This window comes from Nocardia acidivorans NBRC 108247, assembly GCF_001625085.1.
In the GTDB taxonomy this organism is placed as follows: domain Bacteria; phylum Actinomycetota; class Actinomycetes; order Mycobacteriales; family Mycobacteriaceae; genus Nocardia; species Nocardia acidivorans.
The window spans coordinates 29,084-49,693 of record NZ_BDAW01000030.1 but is presented as its reverse complement, the minus strand read 5'-3'; the positions used below and the strand labels follow the sequence as shown (position 1 = coordinate 49,693).

Here is a 20,610-nt window from a genome sequence, read left to right as displayed (position 1 = left end):
TCATCCGGAGGACGAACATGCGATTCGCACTGACCGCAGAACAGATCGATTTCGCCGCCAGCCTGCGCAAGATGGGCGAGGCCGCCAAGACGCCCGGTGTCGTACGGGCCTGGGGCACGGGCGATTCCACCGCAGGTAGGGCACTGCTGGGCCAGCTGGCCGAGGCCGGTGCGCTCGGCCTGACCATTACCGAGCAGAACGGCGGCTTCGGTGCGGGCCCGGTCGAGCTGATCGTGGCCTTCACCGAGATCGGCCGGGCCGTCGTGCCCGGACCGCTGGTGGAGACCGCCGCCGCGATTCCCGCACTGCTACAGGCGCTTCCGGATACAACGGCGGCCGCCGAATGGCTGCCGCAGCTCGCCGAGGGGGCCGCACTCGGCACCCTGGCCATCGGCACCGGCGTGAATACCGCCGCGGGCGTGCACAGCTCGGCGGGCGCGGGGACCGCCGGGGCCAGCGCACTGTCCGCGTCCGGCGCGCCGGTCGCGCTGGACGCCGACCTCGCCGACCTGATCCTGCTCGCCGAGGGCGATCGGGTCTCCATCGCCACCGCGGGCGCGCAGGCCGCGTCCGTCGATGCTGCCCGCCGCCTCTTCCCGCTGACCGCCAACGCTGTCCTCGCGGAGGGCGAAGGGGTCGGCGCCGCAATCGATCTCGCCTTCGATACGGCCGCCCTGGCCGCCGCCGCCCAACTGCTCGGCGCGGGACGCGCCCTGCTGGACACCAGCGTCGACTACGTGAAGCAGCGCCAGCAGTTCGGCAAGCCGATCGGCCAGTACCAGGCCATCAAGCATCACCTGGCCAATGTCCTCATCGGCCTGGACATGGCACAGCCGCTGCTCTACCGCGCGGCACTCACCCTGCAGGACGACGCGGATGCCGCCACCCGCGCCCGCGATATCTCCGCGGCCAAACTGGCCTGCGGTGAGGCGGCGTACCGGGCGGCCCGCATCGCGCTGCAGGTGCACGGCGCGATCGGCTACACCGCCGAATGCGATCTGTCGCTGTGGCTGACCAAGGTCACCGCCCTGCGTTCGGCCTGGGGCGCCCCGGCCTTCCACCGCGCCCGCATCGCCACCGCGTTGCGCGCCGAGTCCACCGCGGCCGTGGCGTGAAAGCCGCTGGGCGACAGTGCCGCGCGGCCGACCCGCTCGGCGGCATCGGCCCCTCTCTCCGACAGCTCGACACGATGGGAGCCGACGCATGAGCATCACGGCCGATCAGCAGGAACTCGTCAGCACCGTGCGCGCGGTGCTGACCAAGCACGGCGGCAGCGCGGCCATGCGGCGCGGCCTGGACGCCGAGCGCGGGTATGACGAGCAGCTGTGGAAACTGCTCTGCGAGCAGGTGGGCGTTGCGGCGCTGGCCATTCCGGAAGAATTCGGCGGGGTTGGGGTCGGCCTGGTCGAATCCCTGCTCGTGGTCGAGGAACTCGGCCGCACCCTGGCCGCGCCGCCCATGCTCGGCTCGGCCGTGCTGGGTGTGCAGGCGCTGCTGCTCGCGGACGACGCCGAGGCCAATGAGCGGCTGCTGCCCGAGGTCGCCGAGGGTGTGCGCACCCTGGCGGTGTGCTGGGCCGGACCGCAGGGCTGGGATGCCTTCGGAGTCCGCGCCGAGGGCGAAACCGTCTCCGGCACCGCGCATTACGTCCTGGACGGCGCGCACGCGGACACCCTGCTGGTGCTGACCGCCGACGGCCTCTACGAGGTCGACGGCGCGGCCGAGGGCGTCATCCGCACGGTCGTTCCGACCATGGACCCGACCCGCCGTTTGACCACCATCGAGTTCGCCTCGACCCCGGCCCGTGCCCTCGGTGCGGTCGATCTGCCGCGACTGCGCGAAATCGCCTGGGCCGCGGTGACCGCCGAACAGCTCGGCGCCGCCGAGCGCTGCCTGGACCTGACCGTGGAGTACAGCAAATCCCGCGTGCAGTTCGGCCGTCCGATCGGCAGCTTCCAGGCCCTCAAGCACCGTATGGCCGATATGTACGTGCTGGTCGAGTCGACCCGCTCGGTCGCCTACCTCGCCATCGCCGGTCTGGCGGACGGCACCGCCGAGTCCGTCGATGTGGCGTCGGCGCGCATTCACGCCACCACCACGCTCAATTCGGTGGTCTCGGAGACGGTCCAGATGCACGGCGGTATCGCCATCACGTGGGAGCACGACGCGCACCTGTTCTTCAAGCGCGCACACGGTGACGCGCAGCTGTTCGGCACCCCGGCACGGCCCCTGGCCCGTCCGGCGTAGGCGCGGCATTCACTCGGCACAGGCCGGGATCCGGCGCATAAGCGCTGGTCCCGGCCTTGTGTTGTATTTCACCACGGAAATATCGTTAGCATATGTAATTAGATAGTTAGCTTGTGCAACAATCTATGAGTGCAGCCGAACAGGCTCGCCCAGGCCGGACCGGTCCCGCGGAGCGTCAGTCCCCGGCGATTTCAAAGCCGCAATCGCCACCCCCGCGGGCCGGATCCCCTCGGCTTCAGGCTGTGAATCAACCGCACTCGTAGATGAGGAACTGACCTTGAGCACAATGTCGGTTACGCGGCCCGCCACCAGCGACGGACCAGCCAGCACCACACAACCCAAATCCGTATGGGCCGTCGCTTTCGCCTCGGTCATCGCCTTCATGGGAATCGGCCTGGTCGACCCCATCCTGAAGCCGATCGGCGAACAGCTGCACGCCTCGCCGTCCCAAGTGACCCTGCTCTTCACCAGCTATATGCTCGTCACCGGCTTCGCCATGCTGATCACCGGCGTCATCTCCAGCCGCTTCGGCGCGAAGCGAACACTGCTCGCGGGCCTGGCCATCATTGTCGTATTCGCCGCTCTCGCAGGCGCTTCCGGCACCGTCGGCCAGATCGTGGGCTTCCGCGCGGGCTGGGGTCTGGGCAATGCGCTGTTCATCGCGACGGCCCTGGCCACCATTGTCGGCGCGGCCAGCGGCGGCACCGCCCGGGCCATCATCCTCTACGAGGCCGCCCTCGGCATCGGCATCGCCACCGGGCCGCTGGTCGGCGGTTTCCTCGGCCATTTCAGTTGGCGCGCACCGTTCTTCGGCGTCTCGGTGCTGATGGCCATCGCCATCGTCGCGCTGGTGGTGCTTCTGCCCGAATCCCCGAAACCGGCGCACCCCACCTCGATCACCGCACCCTTCAGGGCCCTGGCCTATCCGGGCCTGCTCCTGGTGAGCGTCACCGCCCTGCTCTACAACTACGGCTTCTTCACCCTGCTGGCCTACACGCCCTTCCCGCTGGATATGGGCACCTATTCCATCGGTTTCATCTTCTTCGGCTGGGGCCTGCTGCTGGCCTTCTCCTCGGTCTTCCTCGCGCCGAAACTCCAGCGCGCCTTCGGAACCGTCCGCATGATGGCGCTGGCCCTGGCCCTGTTCGCCGCCGACCTGGCCGTCATGGCCGCCTGCGCCGACCACAAGCCCGTCCTGGTGCTCGGCACCGTCCTGTCGGGCCTTTTCCTCGGCATCAACAACACCCTGATCACCGAGGCCGTCATGGAATCCGCTCCGGTGGAACGCGCCACCGCGTCCGCGGCCTACAGCTTCGTCCGCTTCGCGGGTGGCGCAGCCGCCCCCTACCTCGCGGGCAAACTGGGCGAACACCATATGGCCCTGCCGTTCTGGGTCGGCGCGGGGTGCACCGCGGCCGCCGTGGCGGTACTCCTGTCCGGCCGAAAGCTGCTGGCACACATGGACGAACGCTCCCCCGCCGCCCACACCCCGGATGAGGCCCTCGCCATCACCCTCGGCGACGACTGAGCCCCGGACCGCCTCGCACCCCGATCAGGGGCGCAACACCTCCACCTCGTGCACCGGCGGCTTCTTACCGAAGCGCTTGCGCAGCGGGTAGAGAGCGGCCACCACCAGCAGGCTGACCGTGGAGGCCAGGAGTTGGTTGCGCTGATCGGCTTTGGTCGCCATGGCGACGAAGACCGCGAAGATCGCGACGATGACGGCCCAGGAGATGTAGGGGTAGCCCCACATACGGTAGGTGAGAGCCGAGGGGTCCTCGCGGCGCAGGCAGGCGCGAAGTCGCAACTGCGAGAGCATGATCGCCACGTAGACGAAGGCCAGCACGACACCGATGGAGTTCACCAGGAAGGTGAAGACCTGGTCCGGGGAGATGTACGAGGCGATGACCGCGCCCCAGGCCGCGACCGTGCCGAGCAGGACCGCGCGCGCCGGAACACCGCGCTTGTTCACCCGCACCAGCGCGGACGGCGCGTCACCGTCCCGGGTCAGCACGTAGAGCATGCGGGAGGATACGTAGATCGCCGAATTCAGCACCGAGAGAACGGCTGTGAGGATGACAACCTGCATGATGGTGCCCGCGGCGGGGACGCCCATACGGTCCAGGGCGCTGACGAACGGGCTCTGCAGCACGTGCACGTCATTCCACGGCAGGATGGTCACGACCAGAAAAATCGAGGCCACATAGAAGAGGCCGACGCGCCACAGCACATTGTTGGTGGCGCGTGCCACGGCCTGGCCGGGCTCCCTGGATTCGGCGGCGGCGACGGTCACAATCTCGGTGCCACCGAAGGCGAACATGACCACCACGATGGCGGAGAAGATTCCGGTGATCCCGTGGGGCGCGAATCCGCCGAATGCCGTCAGGTTGCCGAACCCGCTCTGGGCATCCGGCCAGAGTCCGAGGACCCAGGTCGCGCCGATCACCAGGAACAGCACGATCGCCACGACTTTGATGGAGGCGAACCAGAATTCGAATTCGCCGAAGGATTTCACCGACACCAGATTGACCGCGGTCATCAGGGTCAGCAGCGCGGCCGAGAGCACCCACTGCGGCAGATCGATCCAGCTGGACAGGATGGCCGCGCCCGCCACCGCCTCGGCCCCGACCAGGATGACGTAGAGGTACCAGTACAGCCAGCCGATGGTGAATCCGGCGAACGGACCCATGGCCATCCGCGCGTATTCGGCGAGCGATCCGGCGACCGGGCGGGCCACCACCATTTCGCCGAGCGCGCGCATGACGCACAGCACCAGCAGTCCGGCCGCGGCATAGGAGAGGATGGCGGCCGGTCCGGCGGTGCCGATGACCGAGCCGCTGCCGACGAAGAGTCCCGCGCCGATCGCACCGCCGATGGCCAGCATGGTCATATGGCGGCGGCGCAGCCCGGTCCGCAGGCCCTGCTGCTCGGTGCTGATCGGGTGGGACATCTGGCCGCCTAGAGGTTATTGCTCGAATATTGCCGGACCACCATATCGGGGCAGGTCAGGAGAGCGGAATCCGCAGGCAGGCGGCGTGCTCGCGGCCGCCGCGCGGCGTACCGTCGGGAGGTATGTCCGAGTCGAAGACGGGGCGCGTCGAATCCAGCGCCAAGCGGGTACGCGTCTATCTGGGCGGCCATCTGGCCGTCGACACCATTGCCGCCACACTGGTGTGGGAGCACGACTACTACCCCACCTACTACTTCCCGGTCGATGAGCTGCGGGTGAAACTCGAGCCCACCGGCGACGACCGGCCCGCCAATCACCTCGGCACCCCGGTCGGTTTCGACGTGATCGCCGAGGGCGTCGTCGCCCCGGGGGCGGCCGTGCAGTACGTCGACTCCCCCATCCCGGAGTTGCGGGACCTCGTCCGCCTGGACACCAATGCCATGGACCAGTGGTTCGAAGAGGACGAAGCCATCTACGGCCATCCCCGCGACCCGTACCACCGGGTCGACATCCTCTCCAGCTCCCGGCACATTCGGGTGGAGGTCGCCGGACAGACCGTCGCCGAATCCCGCAACCCGCGCATCCTCTTCGAAACCGGTCTGCCCGCCCGCTACTACCTGCCGCTCACCGATATCCGAATGGACCTGCTCGAACCCTCGGAAACCGAATCCCTGTGCCCCTACAAGGGTTTCGCCGCCTACTGGAATGTGAAACTCGGCGAGGACATCTACCCCGATCTGGTCTGGATCTACCGCACCCCGTTCCCGGAGAGCCAGAAGATCGCGGGCTTCGCCAGCTTCTACAACGAGAAGGTCGACATCTACATCGACGGAGCCCTGGAGGCCAAACGCGAAAGCCCGTTCAGCTAGCTCGAATCCACCGGACCCCACTCGCCCGACGACCGGAACAGGCGGCTCGCAATAGTGTGGTGCCATGAGCACAGAGCGACCGAAGCTGGCGGAAGAACTGGATATGCTGCCGCATCCCGAAGGGGGCTGGTATCGCGAAACCTGGCGCAGTGGAGTCGAATTCGAGCCGAAGGGGTATGACGGGCCGCGGGCGAGCGCGACGGCCATCTATTTCCTGCTGCTGCCGGGCGAGAAGTCCGCGCCGCATACCGTGCGCTCGGACGAGATCTGGTTCTGGCATCGGGGCGGTCCGCTGCTGCTGAATATCGGCGGTGAAGAGATCGTGCTCGGGCCCGATGTCGAGCGCGGGCAGCGGCCGCAGGCGGTCATTCCCGGCGGGGTGAGTCAGGCCGCCCGCCCTGCCGGTGAGGACTACGTGCTCGTGAGTTGCGTCGTCGCACCGGGTTTCGACTTCGCCGATTTCCGGCTGGACTGACACAGCGCCCCCGCCGTCGCGGGGACGGCGGGGGCGCTGACGGGGAGAAGCGACTACTCGTCGACTTCGAGCAGACCTTCGGCCACGGCGTGCTCGATGGTCTTCTCGAGGTTGGGACAGGAGTCCGGTTTTCCGAAGATCGGCCCGGCCTCTGCCATCTTGCGGAACACCGGGCAGTGATCGGCCGGATTCACCGTCCACTGCACGGTTTTCTGATTGCTGCTGTGCTTGCGCACCAGCACCTCGGTCCCGCAGGTCTGGCACGCGATCGGTGTCAGCCCGGATTCCATGTAGTGCTCTTTGTCGAGGACCGTCTGGGCGCGCACCTGCGCCCGGCGGTCCGGAAGGTCCGCGAAGTCGGGTGCTTTCGCCCAGGTGGTCATCAGACGTTCGCCTCCTCCGAAGCGGCAGCGGCGGCCTCGGCGGCCTCGGCGGCCTCGCGCTTCTTACGCATATTCTCCTCGACCTCGATACCCCATGCCTCATTGGCCTTGGTGGTGTCGACCTCGAACTCGAAGCGCTGTGTCGACTTGGGGTCGATATCGGCGACATCCACGTAGAACTGGTCGTACCAGCGACGCAGCTGGTAGACCGGCCCGTCTTCCTCGGTGAGCAGTGGATTGTCGATCTTGGACTTGTGCTTCCAGATCTCGACGTCCTGCAGGAAGCCCTCGGACACGCCCTCGGTCATCTTGGCGGCGAAGCTGGCGGCCTGCTCGTCCGGGAGGCCCTTGGGCTTCTCCAGGGTGACACCCCACTGCAGCACGAACGAATTCTGCGTGACCGGGTAGTGGCAGTTGATCAGGACCGTCTTGACCTCGTAGCCGCTGTAGCTGTTCAGCAGCGGATTGATCATGTACGACGGTCCGAAGTACGACGCCTCGGACTTGAGCAGCGAGTCGATGCCCGCCTCGGCCGCGGCCCCGATGTCGGGACGCCCCTTGGTCTCCAGGTACTGCGTCGCGACATGTCCTTCGAGCACGTTCTTGAAGTACGTGGGGAAGGCGTAGTGGATATAGAAGAAGTGCGCCATATCCACGACGTTGTCGATGATCTCGCGGCAGTTGGCGCCTTCGATCAGCAGCGAATGCCAGGTCCACGGGGTCCAGTCGCCGGACAGCTCCTCGAGCGGCTTGCCGTCCTTGTCCTGGAAGGGTCCGTCGATGTACGGGATGGTGACCTCGTCGGGCGGCGGATTGCCCTCGTGGTCGTGCCAGACGAACAGCTGGCCATTGCGCTCGAGCGTGATCCAGGACCGGGTGCGTGCCAACGGGGGAACGCGCCGGGCGTAGGGGATGCCCGTGCATTTACCGTCGCCGCCCCAGCGCCAATCGTGGAACGGGCAGGCGATGGAGTCGCCCTTGACCTCACCCATGGACAGGTCGCCGCCGAGGTGCCGGCAGTAGCCGTCGAGGATCTTCAGATCACCCTTGCTGTCCATGAAGACGACCAGCTTGGTGCCGAAGGCCTGAACCGAGTGCGGCTTGCCGTCCCGGAAGGTGCTGGCGAGTCCCAGGCAATGCCAGCCCCGGGCGTACCGGGTGGGCATCGCACCCACGTCGATCTCGCGAACCTTCCCACGGGGCTCGTGCGGGGTTGTTGACATCGTGATCCTCCTCTGGAAGTACTAGAACACGTTACAAAAAGGCAGCGCTTCACGCCAGTTTTCCGTCCAAACAATGGACAAAACGCCTCGTGAGGCGAAAGAGAGTGGCCAACGACTCATGGCAGCTACCTGTTCTCGACAGAAATAGGAACGTGTTCTAGTCTCAGAGACAAACGAGAACCGCCCGATTCACCAGGCAGGAGCAACTGGCGCGATGACGCAAGAAGTAGTTGAGCGGGTCGAGGCCCTGCTGCCCACTCTCCGCGAGCGGGCCCAGCAGGCCGAGGATCTCCGGCAGATCCCCGAAGAGTCCATCAAGGATCTGCAGACCGCCGGATTCTTCAAGCTGCTGCAGCCCAAGCAGTGGGGCGGATACGCCGCTGACCCGGTCGTCTTCTACGACACCGTGCGCAAGATCGCCAGTGCCTGCGGGTCCACCGGTTGGGTCGCGGGCATCATCGGCGTGCACAACTGGCACCTGGCGCTGTTCGATCAGCGTGCGCAGGAAGAGGTCTGGGGCGAGAACACCGACGTCCGCATCTCCTCCTCGTACGCCCCGATGGGTGCGGGTCTGGTGACCGAGGACGGCACCGGGTACACCGTGAACGGTTCCTGGGCGTGGTCTTCCGGCTCCGGCCACGCGGACTGGGTGGTCGTCGGCGGCCCGGTGATCAAGAACGGCAAGCCGGTCGACTTCGGCAGCTTCCTGATCCCGCGCAGCGAGTACGAGATCAAGGACGTCTGGAACGTCGTGGGTCTGCGCGGCACCGGCTCCAACACCATCGTGGTGGAGAATGTCTTCGTACCCAAGCACCGCTTCCTCAGTTTCCGCGCCATGGGCGAGCTGAAATCGCCTGGCCTGGAACAGAATACCGACCCGGTCTACAAGATGCCGTGGGGCACCATCCATCCCACCACCATCTCCACCCCGATCGTCGGAATGGCCTACGGCGCTTACGAAGCGCATGTGGAGCATCAGGGCAAGCGCGTGCGCGCGGCCTACGCCGGTGAGAACGCCAAGGACGATCCGTTCGGCAAGGTGCGCATCGCCGAGGCCGCCAGCGATATCGACGCCGCCTGGCGTCAGCTGTCCGGCAATGTCGCCGACGAGTACGCCTACCTGCTGCGCGGTGAGGACGTGCCGTTCGACGTGCGCGCCCGCGCCCGCCGTGACCAGGTGCGCGCCACCGGTCGCGCCGTCGCCTCCATCGACAAGCTCTTCGAGGCCTCGGGCGCCACCGCGCTCGCCAACGGCACTCCGCTGCAGCGCTTCTGGCGCGATGCGCACGCCGGCCGGGTACACGCGGCCAATGACGCCGAGCGCGCCTACGTCATGTACGGCACGCACGCGTTCGGGCTGCCGATCACCGACACGATGGTGTAGTCCATGACCACTGCATCTGATTCGCGGGCCGCCGCGGTCGAGGACATCACCTTCGAGTCGACCTCCAAGTACGCGCAGGTCCGGCCGGATCTGAAGCTGCACTATCACGAGGCGGGCGTCGGCAACGGCCCCACCATCGTGCTGCTGCACGGCGGCGGTCCCGGCGCGTCGTCATGGTCGAACTTCTCGAAGAACATTCCGGTGCTGGCGCGTGAGTTTCACGTGCTGGCGGTGGATCAGCCCGGCTTCGGATTGTCGGACAAGCCCACCGAGCATCCGCAGTACTTCGTGCACTCGGCCTCGGCGCTGAAGGATCTGCTCGACACCCTGGGCATCACCGATCGCGTGCACCTGCTGGGCAATTCGCTCGGCGGCGGCGCGGCCACCCGATTCGCGCTGGACTACCCGGATCGTGCGGGCAAGCTGGTGCTGATGGGTCCGGGCGGGTTGTCCACCAACCTGTTCGCACCGGACCCCACCGAGGGCGTCAAACTGCTGTCGAAGTTCAATTACGAACCGACACAGGCGAATCTGGAAGCCTTCCTGCGGATCATGGTCTTCGACCAGAAGCTGATCACGCCGGAGCTGGTCGCCGAGCGCTTCGAATCCGCCGGCAAGCCGGAGTCCTTGGAGGCCACCCGCGCGATGGGTCGCTCCTTCGCGAGCGCGGACTTCGAGAAGGGCATGATCTGGCGCGACGCCTACAAGCTGCGTCAGCCCGTGCTCATGATCTGGGGCCGGGAGGACCGGGTGAACCCGATCGACGGCGCGCTCGTCGCGCTGAAGATGGTCCCGCGCGTCCAACTCCATGTCTTCGGCGGCTGCGGTCACTGGGCGCAGCTGGAGAAGTTCGACGAATTCAACCGCCTGGCAACCGACTTCCTGCTCGGCGTCAAGGAGAAGTGAGCATGAGTATTCGAGCGCTCGGATACATGCGCATCGGGGCCACCGATATGGCGGCCTGGCGCGAGTACGGGCTCAAGGTGCTCGGCATGATGGAGGGCACCGGACCCGATCCGGACGCCCTCTACCTGCGCATGGACGATTTCCCGGCGCGCCTGGTGATCGTGCCGAGCGATGTGGACCGGCTCCAGGTCTCGGGCTGGGAGGTGACCGATGCGCCCGCGCTGCAGGAGCTTCGGGAGAAGCTCGCCAAGGCGGGCGTTGCCTTCCGCGAGGGCACCAAGGAGGAGGTCGCCGACCGTCGTGTCGAGGCGCTGATCTCCTTCCAGGATCCGTCCGGCAATGTGCTGGAGGCCTTCCACGGCTCGCAGTACCTGGCGCGGCGTTTCGTCAGCCCGTACGGGCACAAGTTCGTCACCGCCGAGCAGGGTTTGGGGCACGTCGTGCTGACCTGCGATGACGATGCCGCGGCACAGGCTTTCTACCAGGACATCCTGGGCTTCCGGCTGCGCGACTCGATGAAGCTGCCGCCGCAGATGGTCGGCCGTCCCGCCGACGGCGATCCGGCGTGGCTGCGGTTCTACGGCTGCAACCCGCGCCATCACGCGCTGGCGTTCCTGCCCCTGCCGAACCCGACCGGCATTGTGCATTTGATGGTCGAGGTGGAGAATTCCGACGATGTCGGCCTCTGCCTGGATCGCGCGATGCGCAAGAAGGTGAAGATGTCGGCCACCCTCGGACGGCATATCAACGACAAGATGCTGTCGTTCTATATGAAGACGCCCGGTGGCTTCGATATCGAATTCGGGTGTGAGGGTTTGGAAGTCGAGGACGAGTCCTGGATCGCACGCGAATCCACCGCGGTGAGCCTGTGGGGCCACGACTTCACCGTCGGATTCAAGTAGCACAGGGTTCCAGGAGCGAAAAGGGCGGCACAGCAATGACAACGACGGACGACCAGCCCGAAATCGACGCGCGTCAATTTCGGAATGTGCTGGGGCAGTTCTGCACCGGCATCACCGTCATCACCACGTTCGGCGCGGACGGTGCGCCGATCGGCTTCGCCTGCCAGTCGTTCGCCGCGCTCTCGCTGGAGCCGCCGCTGGTGCTGTTCTGCCCGACCAAGGCCTCCAAGTCCTGGGCGGCGATCGAGGCCAATGGCAAGTTCTGCGTGAATATCCTGGCCGAGGAGCAGCAACCGGTGTGCGCACGCTTCGGTTCGCGGGAACCGGACAAGTTCACCGGAGTCCCTTGGCGCACCTCCGCTTTGGAACTTCCGGTGCTGGACGACGCCCTGGCCACGATCCAGTGCACTGTGGATCAGGTCGTCGACGGCGGGGATCACTACATTGTGATCGGCCGCGTGCAGGCCCTGTCGGAATCCACCGATTCCGGCAGGCCCCTGCTCTTCTACCGCGGGCAGTACACCGCCATCGAACCGGAGAAGACCGTACCCGCGCCCTGGCGTGCGGACCTGGAGCATTTCCTCACCACCACCACGCTCGATACCTGGCTGTGAGGCCGGCGGCTCCATACTGAGTCGATGACGCAAGTGCCCCTGCGGAACTCATCCACAGGGGCACTGTGCATCCGGGCGGGTTGTGGATAACTGTGGATAACTCCAGCTTTTATCCGCACGTATCACCCGCGAGACGGTCACCGACCTATCCGAGCAACCCCAACTGCGCGGCACACACCCCCACCTGGAACCGCGTGCTCACCTCGAGCCTCACCATCAGCTCGGCCACATACCGCCGATAGGTCCGCAACGACACCCCGAGCCGCCGCGCCGCCACCTCATCCTTGAGCCCACTGTTCAACGCGTCCAGCACAGCCAGATCCCGCTCATCGAACCCCGCCCGCCCGAACCCGGGCCGCGAAGCCGGCCGCGCCGCCGATTCCCAAGTCATGGCGGCGAATTGGTGAATCGCCCCGATCAACGCGGGATCCCTGACCATCACCAGGTACCGCTGCTTCGCGCCCGCACCACTCCACAGCACCGCCGCATGCCGATCGATGATGAAGGTGTTCTGGAAGTCATGACTCGACACCCGAATCCTCGGCCCCAGGGTCGAATCCTCCAGCAACGGCCGCCGATCCCGTGATTCCAGGAAATCCGGCGAGTACAGCAACCGGATCCGCTTCCCCGTTCCCGTCAACTCCCGCACGGCCAGATGCCCCAGCGCGCGATGATCTTCCAGCCGCATCGGACTGGACACCGCCACCACCGCCTCGGACCGCACCCGCTGCAACAGCTGCCGCACATCACCACCGAGATCCCCACTCGGCCGAAGCCGAACAATCCCAGGTCCGATCACCCCGTGCTGCCGCATTTCCCCATCATCTGCCCCACCCCGGGCTTTCCGCCAGCCTTGGCAGCTTCATGTCACAGGCGACGAAAGGTACCGGGTAGCGGAGCCACCCCCACCTCCGAACCCTAGGCGACCCTTATAGCCGACGAGCTGGTCTGCCCCCCGGCAGGCGGATGATGTCAGCCCTTTGCGGCGGCGGCCAAGTCGGCGTTGGTGGGTTCGATGAGGACCGTGCCGTTGGGGAAGACGATCACGGGGATGTTCTTGCGGCCGTTGGCAAGTTCTATGGCTTTGGCGCGGGCGGCTTCGTCGTGTTCCACGTCGATTTCGGTGAAGGGGATGTTGTTTTCGCGCAGCCATAGCTTTGCGCGGCGGCAGTCGCCGCACCAGTCCGCTCCGTACAGCACGATGTTGGTCATGGATCGACCATAGGGGACGCGGGGGTGGGTGCCGGGGAGCGGATAACCCACAGGGCGGGATCATCGCAAGCACAGAGAAGGATTACTGTCCGACCCTAGAATTCGGGGCATGTTGATTCAGGAGCGGATTACCTTCGATCCGGCGATCTGCCACGGCAGGCCGGTTATTCGAGGGATGCGCTACCCGGTCGGGCTACTGCTCGACCTGCTCGCCGCGGGAGTTCCGGCCGAGGAGGTTCTCGATGATCATCCCGAACTGGAAGCCGACGATGTGTTCGCGGCACTGGGGTTCGCGGCGCTGATGGTCGCCGGGGCCTGAAACGGCACTGGGCCGCAACCGGAATCGGTTGCGGCCCAGTGCACTGCTGCCAGGCGATCAGGCGGTGACCGCCGCCTTTTCGCGCTGGAGTTCCAGGGCGATATCGATGAGCTGGTCTTCCTGGCCACCGACGAGCTTGCGCTGGCCGGCGCGGACGAGCATTTCCGCGGCGGAGACGCCGTAGCGTTCGGCCTGGCGCTCGGCGTGCCGCAGGAACGAGGAGTAGACGCCCGCGTAGCCCATCATCAGGGCCTGGCGGTCCAACAGGCATTCGCTCGGCATGGCCGGGCGCACAACGTCTTCGGCGGCGTCGGTAATGGCGAAGAAGTCGACGCCGGTCTTGACGCCGAGCTTATCGCAGACGCCGATGAACGCCTCAACCGGCAGATTGCCCGCGCCCGCGCCGAAACGCCGTGCGCTGCCGTCGATCTGGGTGGCGCCGGCGCGCACCGCGTACACCGAGTTGGCGACGGCCAGGCCCAGGTTCTCGTGGCCGTGGAAACCGACCTGCGCGTCATTGCCGAGTTCGGCCACGAGCGCGGAGACGCGATCCGAAACCTGCTCCAGCACAAGAGCACCGGCGGAGTCGACGACGTAGACGCACTGGCAGCCCGCGTCGGCCATGATGCGCGCCTGCTTGGCCAGGTTCTCCGGGGTGGTGGAGTGCGCCATCATCAGGAAGCCGACGGTCTCCAGGCCCAGATCCCGGGCATAGCCGAAGTGCTGGATGGAGACATCGGCCTCGGTGCAGTGCGTGGCGATGCGGCAGATGGACGCACCGTTGTCCTGCGAGATATTGATGTCTTCCTTGATGCCCACGCCGGGCAGCATGAGGAAGGCGATCTTGGCCTGCTTGGCGGTCTCCGCGGCGGCCTTGATCAGCTCCTGCTCCGGGGTTTTGGAGAACCCGTAATTGAACGAGGAACCCGCGAGGCCGTCACCGTGCGTGACCTCGATCACCGGCACGCCGGAATTATCAAGGGCGGCAACGATATCGCGCACCTCGGTGACGGTGAACTGGTGACGCTTGTGATGCGAACCGTCACGCAGCGACGTATCGGTCACCCGCACATCGATTTCGCCAGAGAAGGGCTTCAACACATTGTTCATGATCGAATCTCCTTACACCCGAGCCGAGATGATCTGATCGGCAATCACATTGCCGACCTGGGTGGCGGCTGCGGTCATGATGTCCAGGTTGCCCGCGTACGGCGGCAGGAAGTCGCCCGCGCCCTCGACCTCGACGAAGATCGAAACCTTCGCCATACCACCGGAAACCAGTGACGGATCGTCGAACTGCGGCTCATTCAGCAGTCGGTAGCCGGGCACGTACTGCTGGATCGCCTTCTCCATCTCGTGGATGGAGGCGGTGATGGCATCGCGGTCCGCATCCTCGGGAATAGCGCAGAAGATGGTGTCGCGCATGATCATCGGCGGCTCGGCCGGGTTCAGAATGATGATCGCCTTGCCGCGCTGGGCACCACCGATGGTCTCGACGCCCTTGGAGGTGGTCTTGGTGAACTCGTCGATGTTCGCACGGGTTCCGGGACCGGCCGATACCGAGGACACCGACGCCACGATCTCGGCGTACGCCACGGGAACGATCCGGGAAACGGCCGCGACCATCGGAATCGTCGCCTGACCACCACAGGTGATCATGTTGACGTTCGGTGCGTCCCGCAGCGAATCCAGGTTCACCGGCGGAATCACGGCCGGACCGACAGCGGCGGGGGTGAGATCGACGGCGCGAATGCCCGCGGCCTCATACTTGGGCGCGTACGCGCGGTGCACGTACGCGGAGGTGGCTTCGAACAGCAGATCGGGCTTCTCATCAAGGGCGAGCAGCCAATCCGCGCCTTCGGCGGAGGTCTCCAGACCCAGTCCGCGGGCCCGTTTGAGGCCCTCGGAATCCGGGTCGATACCGATCATCCAGCGCGGTTCGATCTTGTCCGAACGCAGCAGCTTGTACAGCAGATCGGTGCTGATATTGCCGGAGCCGACGATGGCCGCGGTGACTTTGCCAGTCACAACTTTCTCCTACTCGGTTGTTGTCAGCTGAAACGCAGACGGACGGATCCGAGTCCGGCGAACTCGGCGATGAAGTCGTCGCCCGGGCGGGCGTCGATGGCGCGGGTGCAGGATCCGGGCAGCACGATGTCGCCCTTCTTCAGCCGGACACCGAACGAGGCGACCTTGCGGGCCAGCCACGCGACGCCGATGGTCGGATCACCGAGCACGGCATCGGAGCGGCCCTGCGCCACGACCTCGCCGTTGCGGGTGAGCACCGCGTCGATCTTCTTGATATCCAGCTCATTCGGAGCGACGCGCTCCTTACCGAGCACCCAGCCGGCAGAGGAGGCATTATCGGCGATGGTGTCGCACAGCCCGATCTTCCAGTCCTTGATGCGGGTGTCGATGAGTTCGATGGAGGGGGCATACGCGACTGTGGCGTTCAGCACATCCTCTTCGGTGCAGTCCTCGCCGGGCAGATCCGCGCCGAGTACGAAGCCGACCTCGACCTCCACGCGCGGGTACAGGAACTGGGAGGTATCCACCGGGACGTCTTCGAAGACCTCCATCTCGGCGAGCAGATGCCCGTAATCGGGTTCGTCGACCCCCATCATCTGCTGCATGGCGGCCGAGGACAGGCCCACCTTGTGACCGATGATGCGGGCGCCGGCCGCGGTCCGCCGCCGGATATTGAGCAACTGGATCTCATAGGCGTCGACCACGTCGATGTCGGGATAGCGCGCGACCAGCGGGTCGAGCGGAATCCGGTCCCGCTCAGCCAGGGCGAGCTCTTCTGCCAGTTCACTCCGTAGCGCGTCGGTCAGCACGCTGTTTCCTTCCATCGAGGGGCCCGGCCGGTGGCCACGCAGTTAAGAGACTAGAAACTGAAACGAGTTTTTGTGAAGTAAATCGCCTCAGCAGTCCTATCTGCCAGACCAACATAGACCAAACCAGGATTGATTCTATAACGTGTTCTACATGACTGATCGGGATTACGACGTGGTGGTGGTCGGCAGCGGTGCCGCCGGTATGACCGCCGCCCTCACCGCCGCACACCGCGGTCTGCGCGTGGTGCTCATCGAGAAGGCCGCGCATTACGGCGGTTCGACCGCCCGCTCGGGCGGTGGTGTCTGGATCCCAGGCAACAAGGCGCTCAAGGCTTCGGGACGCCCCGACGACCGCGAGGACGCCCGCACCTACCTGCGCAGCATCATCGGCGATGCGGTGCCCGCCGACAAGATCGATACCTATATCGACCGCGGCGCGGAGGCTTTCGACTTCGTGCTGGACCACTCCGCCCTGAAGATGAAGTGGGTGCCGGGCTACTCCGACTACTACCCGGAGGCACCGGGCGGCCGCGCGGAAGGCCGCTCCTGCGAACCCAAACCGCTGAACCTCAAGATCCTCGGCGACGAACGTTTCAACCTGGAACCGCCCTACTCCAAGGCTCCGCTGAATGTCGTTATCCTGCAGGCCGATTACAAGAAGCTGAACCTGCTGCGCCGCCACCCCATCGGCTTCGCCACCGTACTGCGCGTCGGAACCCGTTGGGCCTGGGGCAAAGTCACCGGCAAGGCGCTCGTCGGCATGGGCCAGGCGATCATCGCCGGTCTGCGCAAGGGCCTGCTGGACGCGAATGTGCCTGTGCTGCTGAACACTCCGCTCACCGGACTGGTCATCGAGAACGGCGTGGTCACCGGCGTCGAGGCCGAGCAGAACGGCGAGCCGGTGCGCTTCAACGCCAAGTACGGCGTCGTCCTGGGCGCGGGCGGCTTCGAGCACAACGCCGATATGCGGCACAAGTACCAGCGTGAACCCATCACCACCGAATGGACCACCGGCGCGGCCGCCAATACCGGCGACGCCATCCGCGCGGGCCTGGAAGCCGGTGCGGCCGTTGACTTCATGGAGGACGCCTGGTGGGGTCCGACCACCATGAAGGGTCAGGGCAAGCCGTGGTTCGCACTCGCCGAGCGCAATCTGCCCGGGTGCATCATCGTCAACGCCGAAGGCAAGCGATTCGGTAATGAGTCCGCTCCTTACGTCGAAGCTGTGCACACCATGTACGGCGGCGAATACGGGCAGGGTGACGGCCCCGGCGAGAACGTGCCCTCATGGCTGGTGTTCGACCAGCGCTACCGGAGTCGCTACATCTTCGCTGGTCTGCAGCCCGGTCAGCGTTTTCCGTCCCGCTGGATGGAAAACGACAATATTGTCGTGGCCCCGACCTTGGCCGAGCTCGCCGAGAAGATGGGCGTGCCCGCCGATAGCCTGGGCGCGACCGTCGAACGCTTCAACGGATTCGCCGAGACCGGTGTGGACGAGGACTTCAGCCGCGGTAAGAGCGCCTACGACCGCTACTACGGCGATCCCACCATCAAGCCGAATCCGTGCCTGAACAAGCTCGAGGTCGGCCCGTTCTACGGCGTGCGGATGTACCCGGGCGACCTGGGCACCAAGGGCGGTCTGGTCACCGACAACGACGGCCGGGTGCTGCGCGAGGACGGGACCGTCATCGACGGTCTGTACGCCGCGGGCAATACCTCCTCGCCGGTGATGGGCCACACCTACGCCGGTCCCGGCGCGACCATCGGACCCGCCATCACCTTCGGCTATCTGGCCGCCCTCGATATCGCCGCCAAGGCGAAGGACGGGCAGCCGGTTTCGGCCGAGCAGAACTCCTGAACCGTCCCAACCCGGTTCAGGACGGGTTGGGCGCGAGTCCGGGTCACGTCGGATTCACGCCCAACCCACCCCGGCCGGACCGCCGCCACCGGAACCCCCTGCCCGGCGTCGGCGGTCCGGCACCATAACTTCAGACCCCGGCGGTACCGGCCCCGCCATCCCGCCCGAACCACCCGTCATCCCGGCGCGTTTCGGCCGGGATCCACACCGGCGGCCGATCAACCACGGTGGAACCCGGCCAAAAAGCAGGCCGGGCCGACGAAGGCCGGTGAGAATCCCGGCGAGCGGGCGCGTTGCTTGCTTGCGGGAGCCGAGCGCCGCAGGATCGGACCCGAGTGGGTCCCTGGGTGACCGCCCACCGATTCACGAGGAGAACTTCATGCCCATCGATCCGAATATCGCGCTCGGCGCACAGCTTCCGTCCGTCGACTTCAGTTGGACGCCGTCGGATGTGCAGCTGTACAACCTGGCGCTGGGTGCGGGTGCGCGCTGGACCGAGCCCGCCGAGCTGCGCTATGTGGATGACCGCAATCCGCAAGTTCTGCCCTCTTTCGCTACGGTCGCACCGTTCTTCCATGAGACCGAGCCGCCCAAGGTGCAGTTCCCGGGTGTTGACATCGACCTCGCGAAGGTGGTTCACGGCAGCCAGGAGATCGTGGTGCACCGGCCGATTCCGGCCTCGGGCAAGGCGGTTTTCGAGCGCCGGATCAGCGAGATCTGGGATAAGGGCTCGGCCGCGGTGATCTGGCAGGAACACACCGCCACCAGCTCCGATGGCGAATTGCTGTGGACCGCGCGCTCTTCCATCTTCGCCAAGGGCGAGGGTGGTTTCGGCGGCGATCGCGGCCAGTCCGCCAAGACCGAACTGCCCGATCGCGCACCGGATTTCGATGTGCTGACCCGGACCCTGCCGCAGCAGGCGCTGCTGTATCGCATGTGCGGTGACCGCAATCCGCTGCACTCGGACCCGGAATTCGCCCGTAATGCCGGATTCCCCAACCCGATTCTGCACGGCCTGTGCACCTACGGTCTGGTGCTGAAGACGGCCACCGATGCGGTGCTCGGCTCGGATGCCGCGCGCGTCACCGGATTCCGCGCCCGATTCGCCGGAGTTCTCTACCCGGGCGAGACGCTGCGCACCCGTATCTGGCAGAGCGAGGGCGAACTCCTCATCGCCGCAACGGTGGTCGAACGCGATGACGCACCGGTGCTGGCCGATGTGGTGCTGACCCACACCGCGTAAAGCACCCGAAACAACTGGGCCGCGACCGATTTCCGGTCGCGGCTCGTTCTGTTTTCGGTCACCGTAACGTTTCCGGGCAATCGGAATTTTTCAATCGCCCGATTGCTTTCGCGGGCCCGATGGCGACGTTCCCCCGATTGCGTTCAGCTCACCCGAATCGAGACCCGGCCGCGGTTCTCCCGTGCGAACTGTCCGGGCGACTGTCCCTTCCAGGCGCGGAAGGCCGAGGTGAAGGCCGAGACGCTGGCGTAGCCGAGCCGAACCGCGGCCTGCTCCACCGTCATTCCGGTAATGAGCAACTCCTCGGCCAGCATGCCGATGGTCTCGGTGGTGAGCTCACGGAAGGTGGTGCCCTCATCGGCGAGGCGACGGCGCAGGGTGCGCACACTGAGGTCCAGCTCGGCCGCTATGCGTGATTGGTCGGCTATACCGCCGCGGCTGATGAGCAACTGCCGCACCCGGCCGCTGATCCCGACCCGGCTGCGCCGACGCTGCATGAGATCGGCGCACTGCTGTTCGTAGAAGCGCGCGGTCGCCGAATTCGATTGCGGCAGTTGCAGACTCTGGATATCTGCGGGACCGGTCACCACCGAGCGGGCGGCATTGAAGATCACCTCGTCCACCCCCAGCATGGCCCCGAACATCTCGTAGACCGGATGCGGCGGAAAGGCCACCGCCACCCTGGTGATGGGTGGACGCATGGGCAGCACATCCTGCTGGATCGTCCAGATGGCCGCCACATCGCGCTCCACCGCGAAGCGGCGCACCTCGCGCGGAACTCCACTGTCGTCCCGGACAATTGAGACATCCGATCCGTCGATCACCAGGTGGTGGCGGGCCACGGTGAAGGACAGATCCGCGTAGCGCAATGCCAGACTCACCGCATCGCGCACGGTCGGACAGCTCATCAGCGCGAAGCCGAGCACCCCCAAACTGGGCGGATGGCACAGTAATCCGGCCATCAATCCCATTCCCGGTTCGTCGCCGACCCCGGCCACCACATTGCGCATGAGGGCCAGTTCCTGACCGAGGGTGATCTCGGCGGTGGAGTCGAGCAGATCACCCTCTCGAATCCCGGTGCCGCGCAGCAGGGCCGGTGTGGCTATCCCCCGTCCGGACGCGAATTCGACCAGCAGTGCCGCACTGGTTATGGAACGCAACTGCGCCTGGCCGTCGGTCACAGGAAAA

The 20,610-nt window shown here is 66.1% G+C and carries 21 protein-coding genes; 12 read left to right on the top strand and 9 right to left on the bottom strand.

Annotated elements, in window-relative coordinates:
- The first annotated feature begins 17 nt into the window (after positions 1 to 17).
- From NA10_RS17785 to NA10_RS17775, 3 genes are all read left to right on the top strand, one after another.
- Positions 18 to 1,115 (top strand): acyl-CoA dehydrogenase family protein, encoded by a 1,098-nt coding sequence (locus tag NA10_RS17785; RefSeq protein WP_067569206.1) that lies wholly within the window; start codon positions 18 to 20, stop codon positions 1,113 to 1,115.
- A gap of 88 nt (positions 1,116 to 1,203) precedes the next feature.
- Positions 1,204 to 2,247, top strand: coding sequence for an acyl-CoA dehydrogenase family protein (locus NA10_RS17780; protein ID WP_067569202.1), 1,044 nt, complete (start codon positions 1,204 to 1,206; stop codon positions 2,245 to 2,247).
- Positions 2,248 to 2,533: 286 nt separating this feature from the next.
- Positions 2,534 to 3,775: an MFS transporter gene (locus NA10_RS17775; protein ID WP_067569199.1), complete on the top strand. Its 1,242-nt coding sequence runs from the start codon at positions 2,534 to 2,536 to the stop codon at positions 3,773 to 3,775.
- Between the two features lie 24 nt (positions 3,776 to 3,799).
- Here the strand turns inward: NA10_RS17775 and NA10_RS17770 are convergent, their stop codons facing one another.
- The gene (locus tag NA10_RS17770) at positions 3,800 to 5,197 is read right to left on the bottom strand and encodes an amino acid permease (RefSeq protein ID WP_067569195.1); all 1,398 of its coding nucleotides are present in this window, start codon (positions 5,195 to 5,197) and stop codon (positions 3,800 to 3,802) included.
- A gap of 122 nt (positions 5,198 to 5,319) precedes the next feature.
- Between NA10_RS17770 and NA10_RS17765 the strand changes: the two genes are divergently transcribed.
- The gene (locus NA10_RS17765; RefSeq protein ID WP_067569192.1) at positions 5,320 to 6,066 is read left to right on the top strand and encodes a DUF427 domain-containing protein; all 747 of its coding nucleotides are present in this window, start codon (positions 5,320 to 5,322) and stop codon (positions 6,064 to 6,066) included.
- A gap of 64 nt (positions 6,067 to 6,130) precedes the next feature.
- Complete coding sequence (locus tag NA10_RS17760) at positions 6,131 to 6,541, top strand: cupin domain-containing protein (protein WP_067569189.1); 411 nt, start codon at positions 6,131 to 6,133, stop codon at positions 6,539 to 6,541.
- Between the two features lie 53 nt (positions 6,542 to 6,594).
- Here NA10_RS17760 and NA10_RS17755 read toward each other — a convergent pair whose 3' ends face one another.
- Complete coding sequence (locus NA10_RS17755) at positions 6,595 to 6,924, bottom strand: hypothetical protein (protein ID WP_067569186.1); 330 nt, start codon at positions 6,922 to 6,924, stop codon at positions 6,595 to 6,597.
- The gene (locus tag NA10_RS17750; protein WP_067569183.1) at positions 6,924 to 8,147 is read right to left on the bottom strand and encodes a 3-ketosteroid-9-alpha-monooxygenase, oxygenase component; all 1,224 of its coding nucleotides are present in this window, start codon (positions 8,145 to 8,147) and stop codon (positions 6,924 to 6,926) included. Before NA10_RS17750 ends, NA10_RS17755 begins: the two co-directional genes overlap by 1 nt.
- Before the next feature lie 214 nt (positions 8,148 to 8,361).
- Here NA10_RS17750 and hsaA point away from each other — a divergent pair, with 214 nt between their 5' ends.
- From hsaA to hsaB, 4 genes are read left to right on the top strand one after another with little or no spacing between them, the layout of a single operon-like run.
- On the top strand, positions 8,362 to 9,531 hold the full coding sequence (gene hsaA / locus NA10_RS17745) for a 3-hydroxy-9,10-secoandrosta-1,3,5(10)-triene-9,17-dione monooxygenase oxygenase subunit (RefSeq protein WP_067569180.1): 1,170 nt from the start codon (positions 8,362 to 8,364) through the stop codon (positions 9,529 to 9,531).
- Positions 9,532 to 9,534: 3 nt separating this feature from the next.
- Positions 9,535 to 10,437 carry a 4,5:9,10-diseco-3-hydroxy-5,9,17-trioxoandrosta-1(10),2-diene-4-oate hydrolase gene (hsaD, locus tag NA10_RS17740; RefSeq protein WP_067569177.1) on the top strand — a complete coding sequence of 301 codons (903 nt, stop codon included), beginning with the start codon at positions 9,535 to 9,537 and terminating at the stop codon, positions 10,435 to 10,437.
- Positions 10,438 to 10,439: 2 nt separating this feature from the next.
- Complete coding sequence (hsaC, locus tag NA10_RS17735; RefSeq protein WP_067569174.1) at positions 10,440 to 11,339, top strand: iron-dependent extradiol dioxygenase HsaC; 900 nt, start codon at positions 10,440 to 10,442, stop codon at positions 11,337 to 11,339.
- 35 nt (positions 11,340 to 11,374) lie between these two features.
- Positions 11,375 to 11,953: a 3-hydroxy-9,10-secoandrosta-1,3,5(10)-triene-9,17-dione monooxygenase reductase subunit gene (gene hsaB, locus NA10_RS17730; RefSeq protein WP_067569151.1), complete on the top strand. Its 579-nt coding sequence runs from the start codon at positions 11,375 to 11,377 to the stop codon at positions 11,951 to 11,953.
- A 145-nt stretch (positions 11,954 to 12,098) separates the two neighbouring features.
- On the opposite strand, the gene NA10_RS17725 is transcribed toward hsaB, so the two are convergent.
- Complete coding sequence (locus NA10_RS17725; RefSeq protein ID WP_067569148.1) at positions 12,099 to 12,698, bottom strand: helix-turn-helix domain-containing protein; 600 nt, start codon at positions 12,696 to 12,698, stop codon at positions 12,099 to 12,101.
- 227 nt (positions 12,699 to 12,925) lie between these two features.
- The gene (locus NA10_RS17720; RefSeq protein WP_067569145.1) at positions 12,926 to 13,165 is read right to left on the bottom strand and encodes a glutaredoxin family protein; all 240 of its coding nucleotides are present in this window, start codon (positions 13,163 to 13,165) and stop codon (positions 12,926 to 12,928) included.
- 109 nt (positions 13,166 to 13,274) lie between these two features.
- Here NA10_RS17720 and NA10_RS17715 point away from each other — a divergent pair, with 109 nt between their 5' ends.
- Entirely contained in the window at positions 13,275 to 13,484 is a 210-nt protein-coding gene (locus NA10_RS17715) for a DUF433 domain-containing protein (protein WP_067569143.1), read from the top strand.
- Positions 13,485 to 13,541: 57 nt separating this feature from the next.
- Here the strand turns inward: NA10_RS17715 and dmpG are convergent, their stop codons facing one another.
- From dmpG to NA10_RS17700, 3 genes are read right to left on the bottom strand one after another with little or no spacing between them, the layout of a single operon-like run.
- The gene (gene dmpG, locus NA10_RS17710) at positions 13,542 to 14,594 is read right to left on the bottom strand and encodes a 4-hydroxy-2-oxovalerate aldolase (protein WP_067569140.1); all 1,053 of its coding nucleotides are present in this window, start codon (positions 14,592 to 14,594) and stop codon (positions 13,542 to 13,544) included.
- A gap of 12 nt (positions 14,595 to 14,606) precedes the next feature.
- Entirely contained in the window at positions 14,607 to 15,512 is a 906-nt protein-coding gene (locus tag NA10_RS17705) for an acetaldehyde dehydrogenase (acetylating) (RefSeq protein WP_067569138.1), read from the bottom strand.
- Positions 15,513 to 15,535: 23 nt separating this feature from the next.
- Positions 15,536 to 16,336 (bottom strand): 2-keto-4-pentenoate hydratase, encoded by an 801-nt coding sequence (locus NA10_RS17700; protein WP_373862387.1) that lies wholly within the window; start codon positions 16,334 to 16,336, stop codon positions 15,536 to 15,538.
- Positions 16,337 to 16,472: 136 nt separating this feature from the next.
- Between NA10_RS17700 and kstD the strand changes: the two genes are divergently transcribed.
- Together kstD and chsH3 are read left to right on the top strand one after the other, a co-directional pair.
- Positions 16,473 to 18,179, top strand: coding sequence for a 3-oxosteroid 1-dehydrogenase (kstD, locus tag NA10_RS17695; RefSeq protein ID WP_084514864.1), 1,707 nt, complete (start codon positions 16,473 to 16,475; stop codon positions 18,177 to 18,179).
- Positions 18,180 to 18,558: 379 nt separating this feature from the next.
- Complete coding sequence (gene chsH3, locus NA10_RS17690) at positions 18,559 to 19,422, top strand: enoyl-CoA hydratase ChsH3 (protein ID WP_067569128.1); 864 nt, start codon at positions 18,559 to 18,561, stop codon at positions 19,420 to 19,422.
- A 143-nt stretch (positions 19,423 to 19,565) separates the two neighbouring features.
- Here chsH3 and NA10_RS17685 read toward each other — a convergent pair whose 3' ends face one another.
- Positions 19,566 to 20,603, bottom strand: coding sequence for an AraC family transcriptional regulator (locus tag NA10_RS17685; protein ID WP_067569124.1), 1,038 nt, complete (start codon positions 20,601 to 20,603; stop codon positions 19,566 to 19,568).
- Between the last annotated feature and the right edge of the window lie 7 nt (positions 20,604 to 20,610).

Excerpts from the sequence above, each read along its gene's own strand:
- NA10_RS17785 (WP_067569206.1), top strand. The coding sequence starts at position 18 with ATGCGATTCGCACTGACCGCAGAACAGATCGATTTCGCCGCCAGCCTG.
- NA10_RS17780 (WP_067569202.1), top strand. The coding sequence starts at position 1,204 with ATGAGCATCACGGCCGATCAGCAGGAACTCGTCAGCACCGTGCGCGCG.
- NA10_RS17775 (WP_067569199.1), top strand. The coding sequence starts at position 2,534 with ATGTCGGTTACGCGGCCCGCCACCAGCGACGGACCAGCCAGCACCACA.
- NA10_RS17770 (WP_067569195.1), bottom strand. The coding sequence starts at position 5,197 with ATGTCCCACCCGATCAGCACCGAGCAGCAGGGCCTGCGGACCGGGCTG.
- NA10_RS17765 (WP_067569192.1), top strand. The coding sequence starts at position 5,320 with ATGTCCGAGTCGAAGACGGGGCGCGTCGAATCCAGCGCCAAGCGGGTA.
- NA10_RS17760 (WP_067569189.1), top strand. The coding sequence starts at position 6,131 with ATGAGCACAGAGCGACCGAAGCTGGCGGAAGAACTGGATATGCTGCCG.
- NA10_RS17755 (WP_067569186.1), bottom strand. The coding sequence starts at position 6,924 with ATGACCACCTGGGCGAAAGCACCCGACTTCGCGGACCTTCCGGACCGC.
- NA10_RS17750 (WP_067569183.1), bottom strand. The coding sequence starts at position 8,147 with ATGTCAACAACCCCGCACGAGCCCCGTGGGAAGGTTCGCGAGATCGAC.
- hsaA (WP_067569180.1), top strand. The coding sequence starts at position 8,362 with ATGACGCAAGAAGTAGTTGAGCGGGTCGAGGCCCTGCTGCCCACTCTC.
- hsaD (WP_067569177.1), top strand. The coding sequence starts at position 9,535 with ATGACCACTGCATCTGATTCGCGGGCCGCCGCGGTCGAGGACATCACC.
- hsaC (WP_067569174.1), top strand. The coding sequence starts at position 10,440 with ATGAGTATTCGAGCGCTCGGATACATGCGCATCGGGGCCACCGATATG.
- hsaB (WP_067569151.1), top strand. The coding sequence starts at position 11,375 with ATGACAACGACGGACGACCAGCCCGAAATCGACGCGCGTCAATTTCGG.
- NA10_RS17720 (WP_067569145.1), bottom strand. The coding sequence starts at position 13,165 with ATGACCAACATCGTGCTGTACGGAGCGGACTGGTGCGGCGACTGCCGC.
- NA10_RS17715 (WP_067569143.1), top strand. The coding sequence starts at position 13,275 with ATGTTGATTCAGGAGCGGATTACCTTCGATCCGGCGATCTGCCACGGC.
- dmpG (WP_067569140.1), bottom strand. The coding sequence starts at position 14,594 with ATGAACAATGTGTTGAAGCCCTTCTCTGGCGAAATCGATGTGCGGGTG.
- NA10_RS17700 (WP_373862387.1), bottom strand. The coding sequence starts at position 16,336 with ATGGAAGGAAACAGCGTGCTGACCGACGCGCTACGGAGTGAACTGGCA.
- kstD (WP_084514864.1), top strand. The coding sequence starts at position 16,473 with ATGACTGATCGGGATTACGACGTGGTGGTGGTCGGCAGCGGTGCCGCC.
- chsH3 (WP_067569128.1), top strand. The coding sequence starts at position 18,559 with ATGCCCATCGATCCGAATATCGCGCTCGGCGCACAGCTTCCGTCCGTC.